The sequence below is a fragment of the Staphylococcus aureus genome (assembly GCF_001027105.1).
In the GTDB taxonomy this organism is placed as follows: Bacteria; Bacillota; Bacilli; order Staphylococcales; family Staphylococcaceae; genus Staphylococcus; species Staphylococcus aureus.
In genome coordinates, this window is sequence record NZ_CP011526.1 from 2,224,011 (window position 1) to 2,249,945 (window position 25,935).

The 25,935-nt window shown below is 32.9% G+C and carries 38 protein-coding genes and 1 pseudogene; 2 read left to right on the forward strand and 37 right to left on the reverse strand.

Annotation, left to right across the window (positions count from 1 at the left end; genetic code table 11):
• The first annotated feature begins 160 nt into the window (after positions 1 to 160).
• Positions 161 to 586, forward strand: a complete 426-nt coding sequence (locus AA076_RS11240) for an MAP domain-containing protein (protein ID WP_001549607.1) — start codon at positions 161 to 163, stop codon at positions 584 to 586.
• Between the two features lie 363 nt (positions 587 to 949).
• On the opposite strand, the gene budA is transcribed toward AA076_RS11240, so the two are convergent.
• Complete coding sequence (gene budA, locus AA076_RS11245) at positions 950 to 1,654, reverse strand: acetolactate decarboxylase (protein ID WP_000186134.1); 705 nt, start codon at positions 1,652 to 1,654, stop codon at positions 950 to 952.
• 36 nt (positions 1,655 to 1,690) lie between these two features.
• Positions 1,691 to 3,355: an acetolactate synthase AlsS gene (gene alsS, locus AA076_RS11250; RefSeq protein ID WP_000130156.1), complete on the reverse strand. Its 1,665-nt coding sequence runs from the start codon at positions 3,353 to 3,355 to the stop codon at positions 1,691 to 1,693.
• A gap of 232 nt (positions 3,356 to 3,587) precedes the next feature.
• Here alsS and AA076_RS11255 point away from each other — a divergent pair, with 232 nt between their 5' ends.
• Complete coding sequence (locus AA076_RS11255; protein WP_001797632.1) at positions 3,588 to 3,827, forward strand: hypothetical protein; 240 nt, start codon at positions 3,588 to 3,590, stop codon at positions 3,825 to 3,827.
• Here AA076_RS11255 and AA076_RS11260 read toward each other — a convergent pair.
• The 35 genes and pseudogenes from AA076_RS11260 to rpsS all read right to left on the reverse strand — a co-directional run bounded on the left by AA076_RS11260 (position 3,809) and on the right by rpsS (position 25,909).
• Positions 3,809 to 3,991: a hypothetical protein gene (locus AA076_RS11260; protein ID WP_000655244.1), complete on the reverse strand. Its 183-nt coding sequence runs from the start codon at positions 3,989 to 3,991 to the stop codon at positions 3,809 to 3,811. The two genes, AA076_RS11255 and AA076_RS11260, sit on opposite strands and share 19 nt — an antisense overlap.
• A gap of 553 nt (positions 3,992 to 4,544) precedes the next feature.
• Positions 4,545 to 5,951, reverse strand: coding sequence for a hypothetical protein (locus AA076_RS11265; protein WP_001549616.1), 1,407 nt, complete (start codon positions 5,949 to 5,951; stop codon positions 4,545 to 4,547).
• Between the two features lie 128 nt (positions 5,952 to 6,079).
• A complete protein-coding gene (locus tag AA076_RS11270; protein WP_000402465.1) occupies positions 6,080 to 7,216 on the reverse strand; it encodes an AAA family ATPase in 1,137 nt (378 codons plus the stop codon).
• A complete protein-coding gene (locus tag AA076_RS11275; protein WP_418356866.1) occupies positions 7,217 to 7,984 on the reverse strand; it encodes a DUF6414 family protein in 768 nt (255 codons plus the stop codon).
• 36 nt (positions 7,985 to 8,020) lie between these two features.
• Positions 8,021 to 9,225, reverse strand: a pseudogene (locus AA076_RS11285) (type ISP restriction/modification enzyme).
• A gap of 727 nt (positions 9,226 to 9,952) precedes the next feature.
• A complete protein-coding gene (rpsI, locus tag AA076_RS11295) occupies positions 9,953 to 10,345 on the reverse strand; it encodes a 30S ribosomal protein S9 (protein WP_001790547.1) in 393 nt (130 codons plus the stop codon).
• Between the two features lie 19 nt (positions 10,346 to 10,364).
• Positions 10,365 to 10,802: a 50S ribosomal protein L13 gene (rplM, locus tag AA076_RS11300; RefSeq protein ID WP_001250038.1), complete on the reverse strand. Its 438-nt coding sequence runs from the start codon at positions 10,800 to 10,802 to the stop codon at positions 10,365 to 10,367.
• A gap of 239 nt (positions 10,803 to 11,041) precedes the next feature.
• Positions 11,042 to 11,845, reverse strand: a complete 804-nt coding sequence (gene truA / locus AA076_RS11305; RefSeq protein WP_001221860.1) for a tRNA pseudouridine(38-40) synthase TruA — start codon at positions 11,843 to 11,845, stop codon at positions 11,042 to 11,044.
• Positions 11,846 to 11,849: 4 nt separating this feature from the next.
• Positions 11,850 to 12,656 carry an energy-coupling factor transporter transmembrane component T family protein gene (locus AA076_RS11310; protein WP_000791620.1) on the reverse strand — a complete coding sequence of 269 codons (807 nt, stop codon included), beginning with the start codon at positions 12,654 to 12,656 and terminating at the stop codon, positions 11,850 to 11,852.
• Positions 12,646 to 13,506, reverse strand: a complete 861-nt coding sequence (locus AA076_RS11315; RefSeq protein ID WP_000155386.1) for an energy-coupling factor transporter ATPase — start codon at positions 13,504 to 13,506, stop codon at positions 12,646 to 12,648. The genes AA076_RS11310 and AA076_RS11315 overlap by 11 nt, the downstream gene beginning before the upstream one ends.
• On the reverse strand, positions 13,503 to 14,312 hold the full coding sequence (locus tag AA076_RS11320) for an energy-coupling factor transporter ATPase (protein WP_000389662.1): 810 nt from the start codon (positions 14,310 to 14,312) through the stop codon (positions 13,503 to 13,505). Before AA076_RS11320 ends, AA076_RS11315 begins: the two co-directional genes overlap by 4 nt.
• 537 nt (positions 14,313 to 14,849) lie before the next feature.
• Positions 14,850 to 15,218, reverse strand: coding sequence for a 50S ribosomal protein L17 (rplQ, locus tag AA076_RS11325; protein ID WP_000542274.1), 369 nt, complete (start codon positions 15,216 to 15,218; stop codon positions 14,850 to 14,852).
• A gap of 16 nt (positions 15,219 to 15,234) precedes the next feature.
• The gene (locus AA076_RS11330; protein WP_000569649.1) at positions 15,235 to 16,179 is read right to left on the reverse strand and encodes a DNA-directed RNA polymerase subunit alpha; all 945 of its coding nucleotides are present in this window, start codon (positions 16,177 to 16,179) and stop codon (positions 15,235 to 15,237) included.
• Positions 16,180 to 16,253: 74 nt separating this feature from the next.
• Positions 16,254 to 16,643 carry a 30S ribosomal protein S11 gene (gene rpsK, locus AA076_RS11335; RefSeq protein ID WP_000101625.1) on the reverse strand — a complete coding sequence of 130 codons (390 nt, stop codon included), beginning with the start codon at positions 16,641 to 16,643 and terminating at the stop codon, positions 16,254 to 16,256.
• Between the two features lie 23 nt (positions 16,644 to 16,666).
• Positions 16,667 to 17,032: a 30S ribosomal protein S13 gene (gene rpsM, locus AA076_RS11340; protein ID WP_000090796.1), complete on the reverse strand. Its 366-nt coding sequence runs from the start codon at positions 17,030 to 17,032 to the stop codon at positions 16,667 to 16,669.
• Between the two features lie 22 nt (positions 17,033 to 17,054).
• Positions 17,055 to 17,168, reverse strand: coding sequence for a 50S ribosomal protein L36 (gene rpmJ / locus AA076_RS11345; RefSeq protein WP_000868342.1), 114 nt, complete (start codon positions 17,166 to 17,168; stop codon positions 17,055 to 17,057).
• A 31-nt stretch (positions 17,169 to 17,199) separates the two neighbouring features.
• Positions 17,200 to 17,418: a translation initiation factor IF-1 gene (infA, locus tag AA076_RS11350; protein ID WP_001118443.1), complete on the reverse strand. Its 219-nt coding sequence runs from the start codon at positions 17,416 to 17,418 to the stop codon at positions 17,200 to 17,202.
• Between the two features lie 192 nt (positions 17,419 to 17,610).
• Positions 17,611 to 18,258 carry an adenylate kinase gene (locus AA076_RS11355; RefSeq protein ID WP_001836318.1) on the reverse strand — a complete coding sequence of 216 codons (648 nt, stop codon included), beginning with the start codon at positions 18,256 to 18,258 and terminating at the stop codon, positions 17,611 to 17,613.
• A 16-nt stretch (positions 18,259 to 18,274) separates the two neighbouring features.
• Positions 18,275 to 19,567 (reverse strand): preprotein translocase subunit SecY, encoded by a 1,293-nt coding sequence (secY, locus tag AA076_RS11360; RefSeq protein ID WP_000616784.1) that lies wholly within the window; start codon positions 19,565 to 19,567, stop codon positions 18,275 to 18,277.
• Entirely contained in the window at positions 19,567 to 20,007 is a 441-nt protein-coding gene (rplO, locus tag AA076_RS11365; RefSeq protein WP_000766074.1) for a 50S ribosomal protein L15, read from the reverse strand. Before rplO ends, secY begins: the two co-directional genes overlap by 1 nt.
• Positions 20,008 to 20,023: 16 nt before the next feature.
• The gene (rpmD, locus tag AA076_RS11370; RefSeq protein WP_001096577.1) at positions 20,024 to 20,203 is read right to left on the reverse strand and encodes a 50S ribosomal protein L30; all 180 of its coding nucleotides are present in this window, start codon (positions 20,201 to 20,203) and stop codon (positions 20,024 to 20,026) included.
• Between the two features lie 16 nt (positions 20,204 to 20,219).
• Entirely contained in the window at positions 20,220 to 20,720 is a 501-nt protein-coding gene (gene rpsE / locus AA076_RS11375; protein WP_000113851.1) for a 30S ribosomal protein S5, read from the reverse strand.
• 20 nt (positions 20,721 to 20,740) lie between these two features.
• The gene (rplR, locus tag AA076_RS11380; protein WP_000623881.1) at positions 20,741 to 21,100 is read right to left on the reverse strand and encodes a 50S ribosomal protein L18; all 360 of its coding nucleotides are present in this window, start codon (positions 21,098 to 21,100) and stop codon (positions 20,741 to 20,743) included.
• 30 nt (positions 21,101 to 21,130) lie between these two features.
• Positions 21,131 to 21,667 (reverse strand): 50S ribosomal protein L6, encoded by a 537-nt coding sequence (gene rplF, locus AA076_RS11385; RefSeq protein ID WP_000091975.1) that lies wholly within the window; start codon positions 21,665 to 21,667, stop codon positions 21,131 to 21,133.
• A 24-nt stretch (positions 21,668 to 21,691) separates the two neighbouring features.
• Positions 21,692 to 22,090 carry a 30S ribosomal protein S8 gene (rpsH, locus tag AA076_RS11390; protein WP_000178881.1) on the reverse strand — a complete coding sequence of 133 codons (399 nt, stop codon included), beginning with the start codon at positions 22,088 to 22,090 and terminating at the stop codon, positions 21,692 to 21,694.
• Positions 22,091 to 22,121: 31 nt separating this feature from the next.
• Complete coding sequence (locus AA076_RS11395) at positions 22,122 to 22,307, reverse strand: type Z 30S ribosomal protein S14 (protein WP_001140799.1); 186 nt, start codon at positions 22,305 to 22,307, stop codon at positions 22,122 to 22,124.
• A gap of 22 nt (positions 22,308 to 22,329) precedes the next feature.
• Positions 22,330 to 22,869: a 50S ribosomal protein L5 gene (gene rplE, locus AA076_RS11400; protein WP_001080824.1), complete on the reverse strand. Its 540-nt coding sequence runs from the start codon at positions 22,867 to 22,869 to the stop codon at positions 22,330 to 22,332.
• 26 nt (positions 22,870 to 22,895) lie between these two features.
• Entirely contained in the window at positions 22,896 to 23,213 is a 318-nt protein-coding gene (rplX, locus tag AA076_RS11405; RefSeq protein WP_000547687.1) for a 50S ribosomal protein L24, read from the reverse strand.
• 35 nt (positions 23,214 to 23,248) lie between these two features.
• Positions 23,249 to 23,617 carry a 50S ribosomal protein L14 gene (gene rplN, locus AA076_RS11410; RefSeq protein WP_000615921.1) on the reverse strand — a complete coding sequence of 123 codons (369 nt, stop codon included), beginning with the start codon at positions 23,615 to 23,617 and terminating at the stop codon, positions 23,249 to 23,251.
• A 31-nt stretch (positions 23,618 to 23,648) separates the two neighbouring features.
• A complete protein-coding gene (rpsQ, locus tag AA076_RS11415; protein WP_000004086.1) occupies positions 23,649 to 23,912 on the reverse strand; it encodes a 30S ribosomal protein S17 in 264 nt (87 codons plus the stop codon).
• A gap of 23 nt (positions 23,913 to 23,935) precedes the next feature.
• Complete coding sequence (gene rpmC / locus AA076_RS11420) at positions 23,936 to 24,145, reverse strand: 50S ribosomal protein L29 (RefSeq protein ID WP_000644737.1); 210 nt, start codon at positions 24,143 to 24,145, stop codon at positions 23,936 to 23,938.
• Positions 24,135 to 24,569: a 50S ribosomal protein L16 gene (rplP, locus tag AA076_RS11425; protein WP_000926310.1), complete on the reverse strand. Its 435-nt coding sequence runs from the start codon at positions 24,567 to 24,569 to the stop codon at positions 24,135 to 24,137. The genes rpmC and rplP overlap by 11 nt, the downstream gene beginning before the upstream one ends.
• Before the next feature lie 2 nt (positions 24,570 to 24,571).
• The gene (gene rpsC, locus AA076_RS11430) at positions 24,572 to 25,225 is read right to left on the reverse strand and encodes a 30S ribosomal protein S3 (RefSeq protein WP_000529877.1); all 654 of its coding nucleotides are present in this window, start codon (positions 25,223 to 25,225) and stop codon (positions 24,572 to 24,574) included.
• A 23-nt stretch (positions 25,226 to 25,248) separates the two neighbouring features.
• Positions 25,249 to 25,602, reverse strand: a complete 354-nt coding sequence (gene rplV, locus AA076_RS11435) for a 50S ribosomal protein L22 (RefSeq protein ID WP_000387527.1) — start codon at positions 25,600 to 25,602, stop codon at positions 25,249 to 25,251.
• 28 nt (positions 25,603 to 25,630) lie between these two features.
• Entirely contained in the window at positions 25,631 to 25,909 is a 279-nt protein-coding gene (rpsS, locus tag AA076_RS11440; protein ID WP_000124353.1) for a 30S ribosomal protein S19, read from the reverse strand.
• Positions 25,910 to 25,935: the final 26 nt, after the last annotated feature.

Consider the following 25,935-nt stretch of genomic DNA (forward strand, 5'->3'; position numbering starts at 1 on the left):
AACATTGCTTACCACTTTTCAAAATGCACGAGTCATATCCCTCGTTAAAAACTATTACTAAAAATTAAAATATAAAAAATGCAAAAAGTATGTTTTAAACTTTATGAAACGTGTTATACAAATAGTGTAATATCATACAACCCGAAAAGGAGATTGAGATATGAAACTAAAATCATTTGTTACTGCCACTTTAGCATTGGGATTATTATCAACGGTCGGAGCTGCATTACCGAGTCACGAAGCATCTGCAGATAGTAATAACGGCTATAAAGAAATGACTGTGGATGGTTATCACACTGTTCCTTACACAATTTCAGTAGATGGTATTACTGCATTACATCGAACTTACTTTATCTTCCCAGAAAATAAAAATGTTCTTTATCAAGAAATTGACAGTAAAGTAAAAAATGAATTAGCTTCTCAACGTGGTGTTACAACAGAAAAAATTAATAATGCCCAAACAGCAACTTATACGCTTACTTTGAATGATGGTAATAAAAAAGTAGTGAATCTAAAGAAAAATGACGACGCTAAAAATTCAATTGATCCAAGTACAATCAAACAGATACAAATTGTAGTTAAATAATAATTTGAAAATAGTTTTATAGGGCAAGCGCTGAAAAATTGGCGTTTGTCTTTTTAGTTATTGAACTTGTAAATTATTGTTGTTTGCTTCTCGTAGTAACAGATTGGCCTATACAATAGTAAATTTTATATGAGTGTGTACCACAATTTATAATCTAAACATAACAGCAAATCTCAAATATCTGGAACCTAATAAATCCCCTCACTACTGCTAATAGTGAAGGGATTTATTTTATTACTTAGACGTAATTATAAATATATTTGTTCTATTGTAGTCATGGTTAATCATATTTACAAACTATCATTTCTAAATCGCGCATTATGAAGTCAATTTTCATAAACCGTCATTATATTTCTGGATTCATTATTCAGCTTCTCTAATTTCGTCTGCAATATCTTTATAGTCAATATTTGCTTTAGTGAAATCTTTATCTTGAATTGGAAAATGCTGTTCAAATGTTTCTATATTTTGGATTTCTACTTTAACATCTTCTACTTCAAAATCTAAGACATGTCCACCAAAGTTACGATCATCATTCGCAAAGTGTACATGAAATCCTGCTGATCCGATACCATGGAATAATTCTGGTGTAAAGAAACCAACGACTGAACCTTTGACATACGTTTCAGTTTGTTCAGGTTGTCTTCTAGCTGAATCGATTAAACGTGTATAAGGTGGTTCTTGAGCCGGCATCATACGTACATGCATTTTTTTAAATAAGCCTGAAATTTTTACTGCTGAAAATAAATTTTCACTCAACATCTTTTCCTTAATTTCTGCAAAAACTGCTTCTGAAGATTTATCTTTCGTTTCATAGCTTGTATCTGCTACAAATTTAGTTACAGTTGCATATGGTGTTAACTCGTCACCTTTTAATTCTACAAATTCTTTATGTTCATTTGCATGGTAAGCTTTTCCATCTAAAAAGATTACCTCACCGTTTGAACCTGTTAGTGTAGCGATACCTAAGTCACCATGTTGCAATAATTCATTTATTGATGCAGTTCCTTTTAATAATCCTGCCATTAATGTGCCTAATGTACCATGTTGGTATAAAACATTAGTCATAAAATCTCCCACTCCTCTTTAACATTTATCTTTATTTTAGTTAAATACGTCAGGTAACATATTTGTTGAAAGTTTGATATTATCTTTGTAATTTACAGGTATATCAATTAATACTGGACCATCTGTTTCATAGCCCTCTTTAATTGCCGCTTCTAATTCTTCTTGATTAGTAACTCGTAAACCTTTCGCGCCAAATGATTCTGCATATTTTACAAAATCTACAGGACCGAAGTCTACACCTGACGAACGTTTATATTTCATTTCTTCTTGGAATTCAACCATGTTATATTTTCCATCATTCCAAATAAGCTGGATGATATTTAAATTTTTACGTACGGCCGTTTCTAAATCTTGTGATGAAAATAAAAAGCCACCATCGCCAGCAACGGACACAACTTGCGTATTAGGGCGCACAAGTGCAGCTGAAATTGCCCACGGTAATGCTACACCAAGCGTTTGCATACCATTGCTAAATAATAAATGTCTTGGATTGTAACTTCTGAAATTACGTGCCATCCAAATATAGTGACTTCCAACATCAACTGTTACAGTAGTATCATCAGTTAATACCTTTTGCATAGATTCAATAATTTCCACTGGATGTAGAATTCCTTCTTCATGCGTCGCTTTAATACCAGTTTCTTCATCAATATGTGTTCTTAATTGTTCTAATTCGTCTAAATGTTGTTGATTTATAAATGGCTCATCCACTTTTTCAGAAATCATTTCAATCGTTTTAGCAATATTACCAATCAACTCTTTTTTCGGTTGCATATAATTAGTAATTTCAGCTTGAACTTCGTCAATATTGATAATTTGTGTTTCTAATTCTTTATTCCAGTTACTAGCTTCGTATTCAATTGGATCATAACCGATTGTAACAACTAAATCACTTTTACGTAATAATTCATCACCAACTTGATTGCGGAATAAGCCCACACGACCGAAGAAATGATTTTCTAATTCACGACTAATTACACCTGCACCTTGGAATGTTTCTACAACTGGTAAATTCGTGCGCTCAACTAATTTGCGAATGGCATTTGTTTCTTCTGCACTTGAACTTCTCATACCAGCTAATAAAACAGGAAATGATGCATTTTTAATCGCTTCAATGACATCATTAATATCTTGTTCACTCGGTACTCCTAAATTTGTTTTTTGGCAAAGTGATATAGCTTTAGATTCAACTGGTGAAGAAATAACGTCTTGCGGAATACTAATAAAACTTGCGCCATTTTTTCCTGAAGTAGCAATTCGAATTGCATTTGTCATAACTTCTGATAATGATTCAGGATCTTGTACTTCTTCACTATATTTTGATGAATATTTTAATAGCGCAGCATTATCAATACTTTGATGCGTTAATCGTAATAAATCATTACGTTTCACTTGGCCACCTAACGCTAATACAGGATCCCCTTCAGATGTTGCGGTTAATAATCCAGTAGTTAAATTACTTACACCAGGACCACTTGTAACAAGTACTACACCCGGTTTGCCTGTTAATCTTCCAATACCTTGCGCCATCATTGCGGCGTTTTGTTCATGACGAGTGACAATAAGTTCAGGACCATCATCAATTAAAGCATTAAATAGATAGTCAATCTTTGCACCCGGAATACCAAAAACATATTCTACCCCATTATTTTTCAAAGTATCAATAACCATATCGGCTGCAGTGTACTTTTTATCAGTCATTTATATTCATTTCCCTTCAAATGTGATGTATAGATGTGTATTACATGTAATTACTTTGTGATTTGTAATCTAATGATAGTTACGCAAAATTAATGATGTTTATCAAAATTTTACATGTACGATTAGATTTGTAATACATAAAAATTGCCTTCAGTACATTATATAACCTTTGTTAGATGAATAAAAATCGTTATTTGTAATACTAAGTATTCCAAAAATGCATGAATAGATTTTGTGCGTTGTGATTATGAGGGATGTTGGATTGATTGATGTAGAGGATTGTTACGATATTTTTGGGATGTGGTGTTTAGTCAATGGCGGGCTGAAATTGTCGTTTTATGGTGGGCTGAAAATGCTGTTTTATGTCGGGCTTGAATTTGTCGTTTTATGGAGATATAAAAAGCCACAGCAAGACTTAGATCTAACTGTGACTTATACATTTCATACTTATATTTATCGATTGGTTTTATAGTTATAAATGATAGAAGCAGTTCCTAAACAAATTAAGAAGATACTCATTAAATATATAGAAAAGTTATCTGTTTTAATATAAAACCTAAAAAGTAGAAACACCAGCATCGCAACAATAAAATAAACAGGAATAAAAGCTTTCTTCCAAAATATAGAATCTTTCAATTAAGTCACTCCTTATTTTGATAACACTCTTAAATCATGGTTCTTGAGTTATCATCTGGTTATCATCCGATAGCTCTTTCCCTTGAATATCTATTATTAGAACACTATCGTACGGTCTCCGCAAGCTAAATGACAATTTAATAATGTACACTTTTGATTGTGTAAGCATGTACAAATTATACGTGTAAATCAATAATTCATAGTTGAATTAATTCTATACCTGAGACATTAATTCATTTATACTCTATTCCATATTCCCCACACAAACGCAAAAAAACACCTCGACATAACATCGAGGTGTTTTGTATATATATCGTCCGACAATTAACGTTTTGAGAATTGAGGTGAACGACGAGCTGCTTTAAGAATTTGTTTTTTTACGTTCAGAAAATTTTAGAATTTCGCATGATTATATAGACTGTCGTACACCTTGATATTAAAGGATTTCTTCAATTTTGAATTTCATTGATTTTCATCAAATTGAAGCAAAGGGTATTAACGGGGTATTAATTTTTTAAAAAAATCTGCTGGTCGGTGGATTCAATAATTGATCTTATTTACTGTATTTGACTTCTATACTTTTGAAAAAATTTTCTATATCAACTTTATCCATATTTAAAATATCTTTATTGAACACACAATGCAAATATGGTTTTGCAGAAAAAAAAGTATTGCCTTCACTTATCAGTTGATAATTAACATCCTTAAAATTTAAATAAATAATAATACCATCATTTTCTTTGGCTAAATTCTTTATTTTCGAAGAAGATAAAGAATTAAACTCCTCATTCACATGTTGTTTATTATATTCTGGTTTAAAAAATGTAATTAATGATATCTCTGATAAATCAATATATTCTTTATTAGGTATACTTTGCTCTAAAATTCTTTTTAATCGAGACACAGCCTCTTTACCATATTGGTTTGTAATATAAATATTGTCAGGCTGTATCTTGTAAAATATTAAGACAGTCTTTCTATTTTCTGGCTGATAAGTCATAATTTCTTGTAATTTTTCATGACCTTTCCCTATTCTATCAATGACATTTCTATTACCCTCTGTACCAAAAGATTGCCCAATATATAAATTAGTAATTTTTAATGTAGTATCATCTCTGTTTGTAAAATATTCATTATATTTTTTATACCCCATTATGTTCCAAACGTCTTCAGAGAATACTTTTATCAAATTATCACTATATTTATAAACTTCAGAGTAATATACTTTATCCAATACAACGTTTTTTTTATATTGTTCAAATACTTTTGAGTACATACTACAATCATCAGATATTTTTTTATCATACGAGGATATTAAACTTTCTATTTTTTTATGAATTAACAATTTTTGAACATTTAATTTTTTAAATAATTCATCAATATATTTTTTCCATACTTCTTTGAAATTTATTTCATTTTCTAGATATTTCATTAAAATTTCATTAAAACTATCTAAGCTCTCTCTATATTCTGATGATTCGATTTTTGTATTGAATTCTTCTTTAACATAGTTAGAAGAAAAAACAATTTCAAATATTGGTTTAATAAATAAAATATAAAAACCATACTCTACATCAAACTTGTTTTCGAATAAATGTTTTACAATTTTCTCCAATTCACCACTTAAGTATACCTCAATATTGTAACCATTAATTTTATACTTCAAATCATCATCTCTTATATCATTTAATTCAAATATATCTCTTCTGAATATAATATTCTCATGTATATACTTTGAAATGTCAAATATACAATCTTTATTTGTTTTCGTATTTAATATAGATATTCTTCCTCTATCAAGTAATTTCATTGTATATTCATCTACATAGTTGAAGGAATATAAATATAAAGGTAGCTTAGATTTTAAGAAAAATTCTTCTTCCTTCATTTTATAAAAGTCTTCCATTGTTATTATTTTAGTACCTATTAACTCTACATTTAAAAAATTACTATTATTCATTTAATTTACCTTTATATATTAATTAAATTTTAAAATTATTAAACTCTTAACTTATACTACTTACAACCTTACATAGATAGTACTTTATTAATAGATAACTTATACTAAAAAAATATAAAGCATATAAATTAATCTATAATATCCGTATTAAATAATTCATCTTCAAAAATTATTGTATAAATATCATTTGTTATTATTTTCTTTAAATACCTAATGTTATCGATATCTATTTCTGTCTCTTTATATTTCTCTAACAAGTTATATGCGGTAACTATTCTTTTTTCTTTTTCATTTAGAGATGATAGTATTTCATTTAATTTATTTTCTATTACTTTCTGCTTTTCTTCCTGTGTTAAATATAAAAATTTAATACAGGAATCTATTCTAGAAAATACCGGTTCTCCAATATTAACTATTGCTTCTTCAATACTATTAAAATTAGATGTTAGAATGAAAATACAATTTGAAACGTCTACTTTATAATTGGCATCTTCAATAATACCTTCATCAAACATTTGATAGAAAACATTGTAATAGATTGGTAATACCTTATCAAATTCATCAATTAAAACAACATTAGTTTCACGATCTACTAAATCTTTTGACAATGATACTTTGGCATGTTCATCTCCAAAGATATAATTAAAAGATTCATCATTCTGCATCATAGAAAATTGTATTCTAGTGATATTACCTTTATATTTTTTTGCTATTTCTTTGGCTAATTCTGTTTTTCCAACACCTGATGGACCATAGTAAAGCATTACGGTCGGTTTATTATTTTCTAAGGAAGTATGTTTATATAAATCTATGCTCATTTGTTTTTTAGCGTCTGTTTGACCTATTATTTTAGAACCAGCCATCTGCTCTTTATAAAAATTTATTACATCATCTTTTTTTAATGTTGTATATTCATAGTTTATTTCTATTATTTCAGAATCGTGAAAACTATTTAGTGATTGAAATACTCTTTTTGGAGGATTCTGAATATAGATTTTCTTAATATTTCTACCTAAAGTAACGATATTTATAAAATTAGTAATAACATGAGTTGTTACAGAAGCAAAGTCGTTTGAAAATATCACAAGATTTTCTATCTCAGTATCAAAAATACCGTCAACATCATGAGTTCCAAATGTATCACTTGCTCGCACTATGATATTGTATTCTCTGATTAATTCCATGAAGCGGTGATATTCTTTAACTTCAGAATTAATATATTCATTAAATCCACAAAGCGGTCCCGTATAAACATGAATTTCCATTTATTTCACTCCTGCAAGAATAACATCATACACTTGATATTTATCTTCTTTAGTTGCTTCTGATCTAATTCCCTTAAACTTTCCAATTCCACTAGGTTTGGCACCTTGATTTAGATCAAACTCTTTATCGTAATTTAGATTTTCTTTGCTTATTTCACCAACAAGTACTGAGTAGAGTGTTAAATTCATAAATTTTAAATCTTGTATTCTATAGTTATTTTTAAAAGATTCTATATTAAATCTAAAAACTCTGTTTTCATTCCCTCTTGTTCCTATTAATTCAAAATAGCCTTTAATACTTCTAATCGCTTCATTCATTTTTGAAACATCAAATGATAGCTCCTCCTCGTCTAGATGTTTAGATCCTTCAAACATACTTGCTATGGGGGTAATAGTCGCGAAATATGTCATCGTATCTTGTTGAATATTTAGTTTAAACCCCTCTGAAATATCAATAATAGTTTTTTTCTTTCTAAACTCTACTGTATCCAAAAAATCATATATTAATGTATTCTCTAAAATTGTTTTGGCTACTCGCTCTCCAGTTATATTTCCATTTATACCTGCACTAGCCGAAGCACTCGCTGACATCCCAAGTAAAGAATCAAAAATTTGTTTTACAGCGCTTTGCTTACCAAATTCCATGTTCACTTTAGATTCACCACTTGCACTACCTTTTTCATCATGCATCAACTGAACTGTTTTAGTAAGGTTACCTTTCTTCTCTATCTGTAATAAATCCATTGCTGATAGTTCATCAAAATAAATTATTTTTTTGATAGTATTTGTCAATATATCCTCTCCTTAATCTAATACTTCAAAATCTGGTAATTTATCTATTAATCCAAGAGTTTTCATACTTACAGTAATAACTGATAAAAGCAGATTTAAAATGTAATTCGGATCTTCACTAAATTCATTAGGATCATCTAATATTCCAGATTTCTTGTCGATGCTTACGTTGTACTGATCTATAATCCATTCAATAGCAGGCTTGCCATTCACAATATAATTATATACTTTATTTGGAATGTTAGTAACTGTAATATCGGTATTGTATATTACTGTATCCAACACGCCCTTTTTAGGGTGCTTCATTTTTCAACTTTATAATTCGGATTCATATTATTATAAATTATTTCTACACCATCCCAATTGAGTTGTTTTTCATAATTTAAATGTAATTCCACTAACTCCCTACCAATTTCAACAAATCCATATACATCCTTTAATATCGGTATTCGCGGAAAACCTTTACTCAAATCACTTGAATATTTGTTCACATAATATTTATGATGCAAAATTGCATATATATAATATACTATCTCTTCTGAATTAAGATTTATTTTCTTTTTAAAAGAATTAGAAATATTATCTACAAGCCTCAAACTATCTTTACCTTTGTATGTAGCAAAGCCTTTGCCATTACCAATAAATTGGAAATTAGGTAATATGTCCGTGATCATAGCCGAGAATTCTTTATTCATTCCCTGTCCTTGTATATAAATCACCTGTCCAGTATTCTCCATTATATTATAATATCTACTTGGCATTTCCATAATATTTTTGTCGTACACTATCCATTTTTTTGTAAATGGTCTATGCATAAATTTAACAATTCTCTCTGGATTAATTGAAATATTTTTTCCTTTAGAAAATTTTTGGGTAAGTCCTCGTGTCCAACTAATAAATGTTTCATCTTTGTTCACTAAATTTATACGTTCTCTTGAATCTAAGATATCAATTAATCTATCTATTTCAGAATTATAGTTATCTACAAGTAATTTTGCATTTACTAATGCTTTTTCATTCGAAAAATTTGTTACCCAATTATCTCTTGCTGAATTTACTCCATTAAATTGATCTAAATATATAGAATTTTCAATATCCTTGGAATCATACATTGGTAAATAATTCTCATAGTTTATGTCTCGTTGATTAATCCAATCATTGTTTTTATCGGGTAAAACATTCAAACTTTTCAAATTCACAATTGATTGATGTTTCATTAAAGTATCTAATTTTTGCTCTCTAGTTAAATATTCACCAATGTCATTATAATAGATATCGTGATTGTAACTTCCATCTTTAACTAAAATAGATATAGCTATCGGTGCTCTACTTCCTGATCCAAATATTTTTCCACCTTCTTTTCTTGATTTTTCACCCTGTGTTCGTTGGTCGCCTCTCAAATTAATTATGTACAGATAGTTAAATTCATCGTATAAAACTTTTCTAAATCCATCAGTGCTTTGACTATCAATAAATGATCCATTTGTTACAAATCCTATAATACCTTTTTTCCAACTCTATCAGTTGCCCATCGAAAAGCCTGTATATACGAATCATATAATGATTTTTTTAAATTTGCTGTTGAAAAATTTGCATAGGTATTTGCTATTTTTGCATTTAATTTTTCATATTCATTTTTTTATTATCATTATTTACACTAGATTGACCAGCAGAATACGGTGTATTTCCAATTATGACAGTAATATTTTCTTTTTGTTGTTTTTTTAACCTTTTATCGTTTAGAGTAAAGTATTCAAATCACTTCACTTCCAAAAAAATAACAGAATATCAACTATTTATTGTTCTCCACATTTCATGGTTCTTCATCTTTTATGGTGGGAAGGTAAAAATTCATTTATATTCTACACATTCCATATTCGCCGCAAAAACGCAAAAAAACACCTCGACATAATATCGAGGTGTTTTGTATATATCGTCCGACAATTAACGTTTTGAGAATTGAGGTGAACGACGAGCTGCTTTAAGACCTGGTTTTTTACGTTCTTTCATACGTGGGTCACGAGTAAGTAATCCAGCGCGTTTTAAAGAACCTCTGTATTCAGGATCTGCTTCTAATAATGCACGAGCGATTCCGTGACGGATAGCTTGAGCTTGTCCAGTGAAACCACCACCATGAACGTTAACTAAAACATCATAGTTACCTTTAGTTTCAGTTACATCAAATGGTTGGTTTAAGTCTAAAATTAATGATTCGAATGGTAAGTATTCGCGTACGTCACGGTTATTAACTGTGATGTTACCTTCACCTGGTACTAAACGTACACGTGCTACTGAGTTTTTACGACGGCCTGTGCCTCTATATTCAACTTGTGCCAAAGTCATTTCCTCCTTCTAATTAACCACGTAATTCGTAGTTTTCTGGTTGTTGTGCAGCGTGTGGATGTTCAGCGCCACCATATACAAATAATTTTTTACCTTGTTTTTCGCCTAAACGAGTGCTTGGTAACATACCTTTAATTGAGTTTTCAATTAAACGTTCTGGGTTAGTTCTTCTTAATTCACCAGCAGTGATTGATTTGATACCACCTGGGTGATTTGAGTGACGGTAGTAAACTTTGTCAGTTTCTTTGTTACCAGTAAATTCGATTTTTGATGCATTAATAACGATTACATAATCACCAGTATCAACGTGTGGTGTGTAAGTTACTTTATTTTTACCGCGTAAGATAGATGCTACTTCTGATGATAAACGACCTAATGTTTGGCCTTCAGCATCGATAACATACCATTTGCGCTCAATGTTTGATTCATTTGCCATAAATGTTTGACGCATAATAATTGTCCTCCTAAAAAATAAATGCTTCTATTCAAGCTATAAACAGTTTCATAACCTAATAGATGATTTCATTTGTTTCATTTTTAAAACGTTTAATTTCATTTATTTTGTTAACTGTTGTTCGTTTCTGCTTATATATCTTGTAACACAATAAGTTTCCGGGGCTTATCGTGGGGTGGATATAAAACAATACCGTTAATAATCTTATAATTTCACAAGCTTTTTGTCAATGGCAATCAGTCATTTTGTAATGATTTTTTACGATGTATTTTGATATCGTTACCAAAGTCTTTTAATAACTCATTTTCATCTAAATAAATTTTCTCTAAATATAATCCTTCAGCCGGTGCAGTGAAAGGTACATTCTTACGATTCTTTGATTCAAGAAGTTTTGGTACATCAGATACTTCATGTCGCCCTTTTCCAACTTCTATTAAAAATGCAACTAAGACACGCACCATGTTATATAAAAATCCAGATCCAGTGACAATATAATCAAAGCCATCATCTGTCTTTACGATTTCACTTTGGTATAATGTTCTAACTTTGCTTTCTACTTCAGTTTTTTGCGAACAAAATCCCGTAAAATCATGTGTACCTATGAATTGTTGCGCCGCTCTGTTCATTTTACCTAAATCCAACGTTTCAGGAATAAATGTTTTCAAACCACTTTGAAATGGATCGCGGTGTTGTGCTTGATATACTTTGTAGCGATAACGTTTACCTACACAATCATAACGACAATGAAAATCGTCATCGACTGTAACTACATTGTTGACATAAATATCATCAGGTAACGTTCGGTTCATTGCATATTGCCATTGTGACATAGGTATATTCAGCTCTGTGTCGAAATGAAAGTATTGCTGTATCGCATGTACACCTCTATCAGTCCTACTTGAAGGATGGATTCTCACATGTCTTTTATGCATGCGTTGTAATAGCTTTTCAAATTGTTGCTGTACCGTTCGACCATTTTGTTGAATTTGAAAACCTAGAAAATTATTTCCTTGATACGCAATTTCTACTAATATACGCATGAATTTACACTCCTGAATATTTTAATACGAATAAAATAATTGCAATTGGGATAATCATGGTTAAAGATATCGTATCTCTCAATTGCCATTTAAGCTGTCTGTAGCTCGTTCTCTTAACATTGGCATCATAACCCCTAACTTCCATTGCGACCGCTAATTCTTCGGCGCGTTGGAAAGCTGAGATGAATAGTGGCACTAGTAATGGAATAAATGATTTAATACGTGTTGCAATGTTCCCTGAACTTATTTCAGAACCACGCGACTTTTGCGCCAAAATGATTTTATCTAACTCATCCATTAACGTCGGGATGAATCGTAACGCAATGGACATTATCATACTTAATTGATGAACTGGTAATTTAAACATCTTTAGTGGTGCAAGTAATCTTTCAAACGCATCTGTTAAATCAATTGGACTTGTAGATAGTGTCATAATTGTTGCAATCATTACAATCCCAATTAAACGCAGTGATATATATAGCCCTTCTAAAATACCATTAGTTTCAATCGTGATGCCATGCCATTCAACTAATACATATCCACCTTTAGTTAAAAATATATGCATCATTAATGTGAAGATTAAAAAGAAAAATATTGGTGTTAAACCTTTGATTAGGAACCATAATTGAATTTTTGCTAATCTCATAATGAATAAGATAAGTGCAAACACCCAAAGATATGTTAATGGTGAATGACAGAAAAATATTAATATAATAAAAAGAAAAACAAACATTAACTTTGCTCTTGGATCAAGATGATGAACAAAAGAATTAATTGGTAAATATCGCCCTATAATCAATTTATTTTTCATGTTGCCACTCCTTATACAAGCTTACAAATGCTTCTTCAGTTAAGGCAATATCTTTTAATTTTGTTTGATATTTTTGTTCAAAGTCATATTGTAACTGAACAATTTCTGGCAAACCAATATGCCAATCCGCCAATTTTTTTTTATCTTTGAAGAGCTCTTTTGGTGATGTTTGCGACACTATACTACCTTCTTTCATAACGATGACTTCATCTGCATAACGCGCGACTTCATTCATATCATGTGAAATTAGGATAATTGCCTTATTTTCATCTGTTTGTAGTGACTTTAGTAATCTCATTACTTGTCGTTTACTTTGTGGATCAAGTCCTGCTGTAGGTTCATCAACCACGATAATATCAGGATTCATTGCCAATATCGATACAATCGCTATTTTACGCATTTGTCCACCTGACATTTGAAATGGTGATTGTGACATTACATCTCTTGAAAAGCCTAAATCCATCAACAGACGATGGGCATAGTTTTTGGCTTCATCTAAATTCATTTTAAAGTTTTTAGGTCCAAATATCATTTCACGCTCTACTGTGTCCTCAAATAATTGAGATTCGGGAAATTGAAATACCATTCCAATTCTTTTTCTTACAGGTCTAATATATTTATCTTTGGTCTTATGTGTAATAGTAATGTCATCAACTGTAACTGTCCCAGTAGTCGGCTTTAACAGCGCATTAATATTTTGTATCAACGTTGATTTACCACTACCCGTTTGTCCAACGATGGCGTAATATTTACCTTGTTCAAATTCTGTATTAACATCATGAATAGCTTGATGCTGATATGGTGTCCCTTTTTGATAGGTATAACTTACATTGTCAAACCGTATAGTCATAGTTGATCCACCAGCCCTTCATAAGTTAAGAATGATGTTTGGTGTCCCAGCATTTGATTTATTTTGATTGGGAATGGCAAATCTAGACCTATTCTTGTTAACTCTTCTGCATTGTCGAAAATTTCAGTCGCTGTGCCTTCTTTATAGACAGTCCCTTTATTCATAACGATAACATGATCTGCTTCCATCGCCTCAGATAAATCATGCGTAATAGAAATGATTGTAATATTATGTTCTGATTTAACTTTTCTCACTAAATCCAATAAATTTTGACGTGCATCAGGATCTAACATAGAAGTCGCCTCATCTAATATAATGACAGAGGGGTTAAGTGCTAATACACTTGCTATAGCCACACGCTGCTTCTGTCCCCCCGATAATGCATTAGGTTCATAATCTGCACGTTCTAACATATCAACTTGTTTAAGTGCTTCGCTGACTCTTCTATGCATTTCGTCATATGGAACCGCATGATTTTCGAGTCCAAATGCCACATCGTATTTTACAATTGAACCAACAAATTGATTATCCGGATTCTGAAATACAATTCCTATGTCTTTTCTTAACTTTTCAAAATTATCATCAGTTATAGCTTGATTATTATAAAAAATTTCTCCAGATTTAACTTTCTCTATGCCAATCATTAACTTGGCAATTGTAGATTTTCCAGAACCGTTATGACCAACAATAGATGTCCACTGACCTTTAGGTATATTAAAAGAAACATCTTTCAATGTGAAGGATGCATCACTTTGATATTGAAATGAAACATTTTTAAATACAATAACTGAATTCTTATCCTCCACTTGTCTCTCTCCTTTACGATTCGTGTATCTATCATATTTTACAATATTTATAAATCGCTGTATATGACATTGACTGGGTTCTCTATATATTACTAGTATTTTCTGACTCATTTCTAGTCTTTAAAGTGTTGTTTAACAACTAATGATAAGGACTTTTATTCCTCTCTAACAATTATGTATAAACGTTAATAAAATAAATGATTTACTAATATAGGGGTGGTCGCGTTTGATTCAACGATAATACTTTCACTTCATTCAGTTCTAGTGAAATTGATCAAACTAGCTTCATCATATTTTTAGATTCGCACTCAAAAAAGTAAATATAAAGAAATCGGACTTAAAAACATTTCTGTTCATAAGTCCGATATTTTATTCAATAAAAAAGCGCGCACCCCATCATAAGTTTGTTGAGTTCACGCTTTAAATCTTTATTTAGTTGATGGGGTACTCTGAGCTAGACAATATTTGTATGTGGCAAACATTATCGTTGCACTCATTTGCTTTATATAAAAGTAGTTAGTGTATTTATATAAATTCTTATACTAATTCGATAATTACTGATTCAGCACCGTCACCGCGACGAGGGCCTTGTTTAAGGATACGAGTGTAACCACCTTGACGTTCTGTGTAACGCTCTGCGATTTCACCAAATAATTTTTGAAGTGCAGTTTGTGTAGTTTCATCTTCGTTTAAGATTTCAACATTACGTAAAGTTTTAGCTGCATTACGACGAGAAGCTAAATCTCCTTTTTTACCTAAAGTGATTAATTTCTCAACAACACTGCGAACTTCTTTTGCACGAGCTTCTGTAGTTTCAATACGTTCACTAATAATAAGTGATGTAGCTAAGTCACGTAACATAGCTTTACGTTGATCAGAAGTACGACCTAATTTTCTGTAACCCATGAGTTAACCTCCTTTATCAATCTTCTTTTCTTAATCCTAATCCTAAATCTTCTAATTTGTATTTAACTTCTTCTAAAGATTTACGACCTAAATTACGCACTTTCATCATGTCAGCTTCAGATTTGTCAGCTAACTCTTGAACAGAATTGATTCCTGCGCGTTTTAAGCAGTTATATGAACGTACAGATAAGTCTAATTCTTCAATAGACATTTCTAATACTTTTTCTTTTTGATCTTCTTCTTTTTCAATCATGATTTCAGCGTTTTGCGCTTCATCAGTAAGACCAACGAAGATATTCAAGTGTTCAGTCATTATTTTTGCTGCTAATGAAACTGATTCTTGTGGTGTGATTGAACCATTAGTCCAAACATCCAATGTTAATTTATCAAAATCACTGCTTTGACCTACACGTGTATTTTCAACAGTATAGTTCACACGTTCAACAGGTGAATACAATGAATCAACAGGGATTACACCAATTGGTAAATCACTAGTATTATTTTGTTCTGCTAATGCGTAACCTCTACCCTTGTTAGCAACTAGACGAATTTTTAAGTGACCACCTTTAGATACTGTTGCAATTTTAAGCTCTGGGTTTAAAATTTCAACATCACTATCATGTGTAATGTCGCTTGCTGTTACTTCGCCTTCATCACGTACATCAATTTCTAAAGTTTTATCTTCTTCAGAGTAAATTTTCAATGCTAATTGTTTAATGTTCATAATAATTGTAGAAACATCTTCAACTACATTGTCTACTGCTGAGAATTCATGTAAAACTCCCTCAATTTCAATATACTTAACGGCTGCACCTGGTAATGAAGATAGTAGGATACGACGTAAGGAGTTTCCTAGTGTAGTACCGTAGCCACGTTCTAGTGGTTCAACAACGAACTTACCGAATTTAGCATCTTCACTAATTTCAATTGTCTCAATTCTAGGTTTTTCGATTTCTATCATTTAAATATCCTCCTTATATACGTCGACTTAATTTAAAATGTTTGCTCAGTGACCTGTAACAATACCATCATAAATTATACACGACGACGTTTTGGTGGACGACAACCGTTATGAGGTACTGGAGTAACGTCTCTGATCGCAGTTACTTCTAAACCTGCAGATTGTAATGCACGAATAGCTGATTCACGACCTGGACCAGGTCCTTTAACTGTTACTTCAACTGTTTTTAAACCATGCTCCATAGCTGATTTAGATGCAGTTTCAGAAGCCATTTGTGCTGCAAATGGTGTTGATTTTTTAGATCCTTTGAATCCTAATGCACCAGCTGATGACCATGATAAAGCATTACCGAACTCATCAGTGATAGTTACAATAGTGTTGTTGAATGTTGAACGGATGTGTGCTACACCATTTTCAATATTCTTTTTCACTCTACGTTTACGAGATACTTGTTTACGTGCCATTTAAAATTTGCCTCCTTTACCTATTATTTTTTCTTGTTAGCTACCGTTTTAACTGGTCCTTTACGAGTACGCGCGTTGTTTTTCGTTTTTTGACCACGAACTGGTAAACCACGACGGTGACGGATACCACGGTATGATGAAATTTCCATTAAACGTTTGATATTTAAGTTAGTTTCACGACGTAAGTCACCTTCGACTTTATAACCGTCTACAACTTCACGGATGCGACCTAATTCGTCATCAGTTAAATCTTTCACACGAGTATCAGCTGATACGTTAGCTTCTTCAAGAATTTTTTGAGCAGTTGACGTACCGATACCGTATATATAAGTTAATGAGATAACTACGCGTTTTTCACGTGGAATATCTACTCCTGCAATACGTGCCATATTAATTTACACCTCTCTTTTATTAACCTTGTCTTTGTTTGTGTTTTGGATTTTCACAAATTACCATTACTTTACCTTTACGTTTAATGACTTTACATTTTTCGCAAATAGGTTTTACTGATGGTCTTACTTTCATTTTTATACCTCCCTATATTATGGAGTGACGATTATTTATAACGATAAGTAATTCTTCCGCGTGTTAAATCGTACGGAGACATCTCAACAGTTACTTTGTCGCCAGGTAGAATACGAATGTAATTCATTCTGATTTTACCACTTACGTGAGCTAAAATCTCATGACCATTTTCTAATTCTACTTTAAACATTGCGTTCGGTAAAGTATCTAATACAGTACCTTCTAATTCAATTACATCTTGTTTAGCCATTGATTAACTTCCCCCTTTTTGCAATAGTAAGGTAATCGTCAATAGACAACTTTATTGTTACGAATCTATCAGTGATTAATTTTATAAGTTAAACAAAAATTACGGGAATTAATTATCGTTAATTGCCACTCTCATCTATCTAATATGATTAAATCATGCCTCACTTAAAATAGACCGCTAAAAGTTGATCTATTACAAATGATCTAAAATATCAATGACATCTTTGGTAACGTCGCTAATATCTTTTGAACCATCAATATTTTTCAATACACCTTTTTGATCATAGAAATCTAAAATAGGCTTAGATTGTTTAATATTAACACTCAAACGATTAGCTACCGTTTCAGGATTATCATCTTCTCGTTGATACAATTTACCACCATCGATATCACAAATACCTTCGACCTTCGGAGGATTAAATACAAGATGATACGTTGTACCACATGACTCACAGATTCGACGACCTGTAAGACGGTTCATTAATTCTTCTTCCGGAACTTCGATATTGATGACAGCATCAATGTTTCTGTCAAGCTCAGACATAATATTATTTAATGCCTCAGCTTGCTCGATTGTTCTTGGGAAGCCATCTAATAAAAAGCCTTTTTTTGCATCGTCTTCAGAAATTCTTTCCTTAACGATACCTACAGTCACTTCATCAGGAACTAATTCGCCACGGTCCATATAAGACTTAGCTTCTTTACCTAATTCAGTTTCTTCTTTTATAGCTTTTCTGAACATGTAACCAGTTGAAATGTGGGGTATTGGGAATTTCTTGACAATTTCACTTGCTTGAGTTCCTTTACCTGCGCCAGGTAAACCCATCAAAATGATATTCATAAGTGCCCTCCTAAAATTATCTACCACCAAAGCCTTTATATTCTTTTTGAGATACTTGAGCTTCTAAAGATTTCATTGTTTCAATCGCTACACCAATAACGATAAGTAAACTTGTACCACCAATCTGAATTGATTGTGGTAATCCCATAAACTTAGTTGCTAATATCGGTAGAATTGAAATAACGGCTAAGAAGATAGAACCTACAAAAGTTAAACGATATAAAACTTTAGTAATATATTTTTTGGTTTGTTCACCAGGTCTAATACCTGGAACATAGCTACCTTGTTTCTTAAGGTTATCAGCCATTTTTTCCGGATTAACTTGTACAAATGCATAGAAGTATGTGAATAGTATAATTAGTACAATATATACAACCATACCAACATTACTTGAAGGATTTGCAGCATTCGCAATGTTTTGTGCCCATTCTTTATCTGGATAGAACAACGTTAATGTTCTAGGCAGTAAGAAGAACGCCATTGCAAAGATTACAGGAATAACACCGGCTGAGTTCACTTTTAAAGGTAGATAAGTTGCCTGTGAACCTAATCTTTGAGCAGTTTGTTTCTTAGCATATTGAATCGGAATTTTACGAACGGCTTCAAGTACATAAATAGCACCTACAGTTAATAGTATCAGTGACACTAAAAGTCCTAATACTTTCAACCATGCTAATGATGTATCTTCTTGCCCAACGAACGCAGTTTGTCCAAATTGAATTAGACTGGCTGGCAACGTTGATAAAATACCCGCAAATATGATAATAGAAATACCATTACCAACACCGAACTGAGTGATTTGATCACCAAGCCATATTAAGAAAGCAGTTCCTGCTGTCAAAACTAGTGCTATTAATAAATAACTCATAATTGACTGATTGATAATCAGCGCACCTTTGAGATAATTATTAAATTGGAATGCCATACCTATAGATTGGATAAATGCTAAAGAAATTGCTAAATAACGAGTAACGTTATTTAACTTTCTTCTACCTACTTCACCTTGTTTTGCCCATTCTGAGAATTTAGGGACAATATCCATTTGTAATAATTGCATTACGATTGATGCAGTGATGTAGGGTACAATACCCATTGCAAAAATAGAAAATCGTTTCAAGGCTCCGCCACCAAAAGTATTTAATAACTCAGTGGCACCTTGAGAACCTTGGGGATTATCAAAAGCTGCAGGATTTACTCCTGGAGCTGGTATATAAGTCCCTATTTTAAAAATTACTAACATTGCTAGTGTGAAGAAAATCTTGTTACGAACCTCTTTTGTTCTAAAGAAGTTCACAAGGGTTTGAATCATTAGATCACCTCGTGTGCTCCACCTTTAGCATCAATAGCTTCTGCTGCTGAAGCTGAGAATTTATGAGCTTTCACTGTCAATTTCTTATCAAGTGAACCATTACCTAGTATTTTGATACCAGATTTTTCATTCTTAACAACACCAGATTCTACTAATAAAGCTGGAGTTACTTCAGTACCATCTTCAAATTTATTAAGTTGGTCTAAGTTAACAATAGCATATTCTTTACGATTTATGTTAGTAAAACCACGTTTTGGTAAACGACGGAATAATGGTAATTGACCACCTTCAAATCCTGGTCTTACACCACCGCCTGAACGAGCTTTTTGACCTTTGTGTCCGCGACCACTTGTTTTACCGTTACCTGTCGCAACACCACGTCCAACACGATTGCGTTCTTTACGTGAACCTTCTGCCGGTTTTAACTCATGTAATTTCATTTCGGCACCTCCTTGATTATTTTTCTTCTACTGTTACTAAGTGCTTAACTTTGTTGATTTGCCCACGAATAGCAGGGTTATCTTCAACAACTACTGAACTGTTAGTCTTTTTAAGACCTAAAGCTTCAACAGTTTTACGTTGTGTTTCAGGACGACCAATAACACTACGAGTGAGGGTAATTTGTAATTTAGCCATAACTAGTTTTCCCTCCTTAATTGTATAATTCTTCTACTGTTTTGCCACGTAATTTCGCAACATCTTCAGCATTTTTAAGGTTTTGTAAACCATCGATTGTAGCACGAACCATGTTGATTGGTGTGTTTGATCCTAATGATTTACTTAAGATATCAGTGATACCTGCTAATTCAAGTACGGCACGAACAGGACCACCAGCGATAACTCCTGTACCAGGTGCAGCCGGTTTCATAAATACGCTTCCTGAACCGTAACGGCCAGTAATTGTGTGTGGAGTTGTACCTTCAACACGTGGAACAACTACTAAATCTTTTTTAGCTGCTTCAACAGCTTTTTTGATTGCTTCTGGTACCTCTTGAGCTTTACCAGTACCGAAACCTACACGACCATTTTTGTCTCCAACTACAACTAATGCAGTGAAACGGAAACGACGACCACCTTTTACAACTTTTGCTACACGGTTGATTGTAACAACGCGTTCTTCAAATTCTTTCGTCTCTTCTTCTCTACGAGCCATGTATTTGTCCCTCCTTTAAATTAAAATTCTAATCCGCTTTCTCTTGCTGCTTCAGCTAATGCTTTAACACGTCCGTGATATAAATATCCTCCACGGTCAAATACGATTTCTTTAATGCCTTTGTCAGCAGCTTTTTTAGCAATTGCTTCACCGACTTTAGTTGCTAATTCAACTTTAGTTGCTGTAGTAGCAATGTCGCTGTCTTTTGAAGAAGCTTGAGCTAATGTTACGCCTTTATTATCATCAATAATTTGAGCGTAGATATGCTTGTTTGAACGATATACGTTTAAACGTGGCTTTTCAGCTGTACCTGATAAGTTAGTACGAACACGAGCATGTCTTTTTAAACGCACTTTATTTTTATCAATTTTACTGATCATTTCAATACTCCTTTCTTTAGAGTTTATCTATTATTTACCAGTTTTACCTTCTTTACGGCGAACGTATTCACCTTGGTAACGAATACCTTTACCTTTGTAAGGCTCTGGAGGTCTTACTGAACGGATGTTAGATGCTAATGCTCCAACTTGTTCTTTTGAAATACCTTCAACTTTAACGACTGTGTTTTTCTCAACTGAGAAAGTAATGTTTTCTTCAGCTTTAATTTCTACTGGGTGAGAATAACCAACGTTAAGGATTAAGTCTTTACCTTGCATTTGAGCACGGTAACCTACACCAACAAGTTCAAGTACTTTTACGTATCCTTGAGAAACACCTTGTACCATATTGTTTAATAAAGCACGAGTTGTACCATGGTTTGTTCTATCTTCTTTAGAATCAGATGGTCTTACAACTTCAATTGTGTTTTCTTCTTGTTTGAATGTCATTCTTTCATTTAAAGTTCTTGATAATTCACCTTTAGGACCTTTAACAGTTACATGATTTCCATCAAAAGTTACTGTTACGTCACTAGGGATGTCAATAATTTTCTTACCAACACGACTCATGTTATGGCACCTCCTTATTTTTTATTACCAAACGTATGCGATAATTTCTCCACCAACATTACGTTTTCTTGCTTCTTTGTCAGTGATTACACCTTCAGAAGTTGATACTAATGCAATACCTAAACCATTTAATACTTTAGGCATTTCGCTAGCTTTTGCATAAACACGTAAACCTGGTTTTGAAATACGTTTTAATCCTGTGATAACACGCTCATCGTTTTGACCATATTTTAAGAATAAACGAAGTACACCTTGTTTATCATCTTCTACGTATTCAACATTTTTAATGAAACCTTCACTCTTTAAGATTTCAGCAATTTCTTTTTTAATATTTGATGCAGGTAATTCTAACTTCTCGTGACGCACCATGTTTGCGTTTCTTACACGAGTAAGCATATCTGCGATTGGATCTGTCATTGTCATTGATTGTTGCCTCCTTTCAGACTCTTTTTTATTACCAGCTAGCTTTACGAACGCCAGGGATTTGGCCTTTGTAAGCTAATTCACGGAAACAAATACGGCATAATTTAAATTTACGATATACAGAATGTGGACGGCCACAACGTTCACAACGAGTGTATTCACGAACTGCATATTTTTGTTTTTTTTGTTGCTTAGCAACCATTGAAGTTTTAGCCACTTAATTAGCCTCCTTTAAATAATTATTTACGGAATGGCATACCGAAGTTAGCTAACAATTCACGAGCTTCTTCATCAGTGTTAGCAGTCGTTACGATAACAATATCCATTCCTCTAACTTTACTTACTTTATCATAGTCGATTTCTGGGAAAATTAATTGTTCTTTAACACCTAAAGTGTAGTTACCGCGTCCGTCAAATGCTTTTTTAGAAACACCTTGGAAGTCACGTACACGTGGTAATGATACTGAAATTAATTTGTCTAAGAATTCATACATTCTTTCACCGCGAAGTGTTACTTTCGCACCGATTGGCATACCTTCACGTAAACGGAAAGTCGCGATTGATTTTTTAGCTTTAGTTACTAATGGTTTTTGACCAGTGATCAATTCTAATTCTTCAACAGCATTGTCTAATACTTTAGAATTTTGTACTGCGTCACCTACACCCATGTTCACAACGATTTTATCTATTTTTGGTACTTCCATTACTGAACTATAATTGAATTTTTTCATTAAGTTTTCAGTAACTTCAGTGTTAAACTTTTCTTTTAAACGGTTCAAAGTGGGATCCTCCTTTCAACTTGTTATTAATTATTAGATTTAATTTCTTCGCCAGATTTTTTAGCGATACGAACTTTTTTACCATCAACAAATTTGTAACCTACACGAGTTGGTTCGTTTGTTTTAGGGTCCAATAATTGTACATTAGAAACATGGATTGCTGCCTCTGTTTCTAAGATTCCACCTTCAGGATTTAATTGAGTTGGTTTTTGGTGTTTTTTCATAATGTTAACACCTTCCACAACGACACGGTCTTTTTTAGGTAGAGTAGCAATTACTTTACCTTCTTTACCTTTGTCTTTACCTGCGATAACTTTAACGTTGTCACCTTTTTTGATATGCATGTGGGCACCTCCTTATTTGTATTGGTTGTTATTAATTAAAGTACTTCTGGTGCTAATGATACGATTTTCATGAAGTTACCTTCACGTAATTCACGAGCAACAGGTCCGAAGATACGAGTACCACGTGGGCCTTTGTCATCACGGATGATAACACATGCATTTTCATCAAATTTGATGTATGAACCGTCATTACGACGAACACCTGACTTAGTACGTACGATTACAGCTTTGACAACGTCACCTTTTTTAACAACGCCACCTGGTGTTGCATTTTTAACAGTACATACGATAACATCGCCGATGTTTGCTGTTTTACGACCAGATCCACCTAATACTTTGATTGTAAGAACTTCACGAGCACCAGAGTTGTCTGCTACTTTCAAGCGTGTTTCTTGTTGGATCATTAGTTAAACCTCCCTTATCTCTAAACTTGTATTAAATAATTACTGACTCTTCAACAATCTCTACTAAACGAAAACGTTTTGTTGCTGATAAAGGACGAGTTTCTTGAATTTTAACAATGTCTCCTAATTTAGCTGAATTGTTTTCATCATGAGTTTTGTATTTTTTAGAGTATTTTACTCGTTTACCGTATAATTTGTGTGTTTTGTAAGTTTCAACAAGTACTGTAATAGTCTTGTCCATTTTGTCTGAAACAACTTTACCTACATAAACTTTACGATCGTTTCTTTCGCTCACTTTTGTAACCTCCTCTTACTTAATTATTGATTAGCCTTACTTTGTTCAATTTCTCTTTCACGAGCAACAGTTTTTAGACGTGCAATCGTTTTTCTTACTGTACGAATACGTGCAGTTTCTTCTAATTGACCTGTAGCTAACTGAAAGCGTAGGTTAAAAAGCTCTTCTTTTGAAGATTTGATTTGTTCTTCGATTTCTGAAGTGGTTAAGTCTCTAATTTCCTTAGCTTTCATTTGTTTCACCACCCAATTCCTCACGTTTTACAAACTTAGTTTTTACTGGAAGTTTGTGACTTGCTAAACGTAGTGCTTCACGCGCAACTTCTTCAGAAACGCCAGCAACTTCGAATAAAATTCTACCTGGTTTAACAACTGCGATCCAGCCTTCAACCGCACCTTTACCAGCACCCATACGTACTTCTAAAGGTTTTTTAGTATATGGTGTATGTGGGAAGATTTTAATCCAAACTTTCCCGCCACGTTTCATGTAACGTGTCATTGCTATACGAGCAGATTCGATTTGACGAGATGTGATCCAAGACGTTGTTGTAGCTTGTAAACCAAACTCACCAAATGTTACGTAGTTACCGCCTTTAGAACGACCAGTTGTTTTAGGACGATGTTGACGACGATATTTTACACGTTTTGGTAGTAACATTATTATTTTCCTCCTCCACTAGTGTTCTTAGTAGGAAGAACTTCTCCACGATAAATCCATACTTTAACGCCTAATTTACCGTAAGTAGTGTCAGCTTCAGCGTGTGCATAATCGATGTCAGCACGTAACGTATGAAGTGGAACAGTTCCTTCTGAATATTGTTCAGCACGAGCGATGTCAGCTCCGCCTAAACGACCAGATACTTGAGTTTTGATACCTTTAGCACCAAGTTTCATAGCTCTAGTGATTGCTTGTTTTTGTACACGACGGAATGAAGCACGGTTTTCTAATTGACGTGCGATGTTTTCAGCTACTAAACGAGCGTCAAGATCAACTTTTTTGATTTCAATTACGTTGATGTGTACTTTTTTATCAGTTAACGCATTTAATTTGTTGCGTAATTTTTCGATTTCTGAACCGCCTTTACCAATTACCATACCAGGTTTACCAGTATGAATTGCAATGTTGATACGGTTTGCAGCACGTTCAATCTCTACGTGAGAAACTGATGCTTCTTTTAATTCATTATCAATAAATTTACGGATTTTTAAATCTTCGTGTAAAAGTGAAGCGAAGTCTTTTTCAGCATACCATTTAGCTTCCCAATCACGGATAATACCAACACGAAGTCCGATTGGATTAATTTTTTGACCCACAGTATTCCCTCCTTAAAAGTTAATTAAGCTTCTTTAGCTTCTTCTTTACCGTCACTTACGACGATTGTAATGTGGCTTGTACGTTTGTTAATCGCACTTGCACGACCTTGCGCACGTGGACGGAAACGTTTTAATGTTGGTCCTTCGTTAGCATATGCTTCTTTAACTACTAATTCATCTGTGTTCATGTCATAGTTATGTTCAGCATTAGCTAAAGCGGACATTAATACTTTTTCAATTACTGGTGATGAAGCTTTGTTTGTTAATTTTAAAATTGCAATAGCTTCAGCAGCATTTTTACCTCTGATTAAGTCAAGAACTAGTCTTACTTTACGAGGTGCGATTCTTATTGTTCTAGCAACCGCTTTTGCTTCCATTAGGATGTCCTCCTCTACTTAATAGATATTATCTTCTTGTTTTCTTGTCGTCTGCAACGTGTCCTTTGAATGTACGAGTAGGAGCAAACTCACCTAATTTATGACCTACCATATCTTCAGTTACATATACAGGTACGTGTTTACGTCCGTCGTATACTGCAAAAGTATGTCCGATGAAATTAGGGAAAATTGTAGAACGACGTGACCATGTTTTGATTACTTGTTTCTTTTCGCTTCCTTCTTGAGCTTCAACTTTTTTCATTAAATGCTCATCGACGAAAGGTCCTTTTTTAATACTACGAGCCATTTGGGCGCCTCCCTTCTTATTATGTG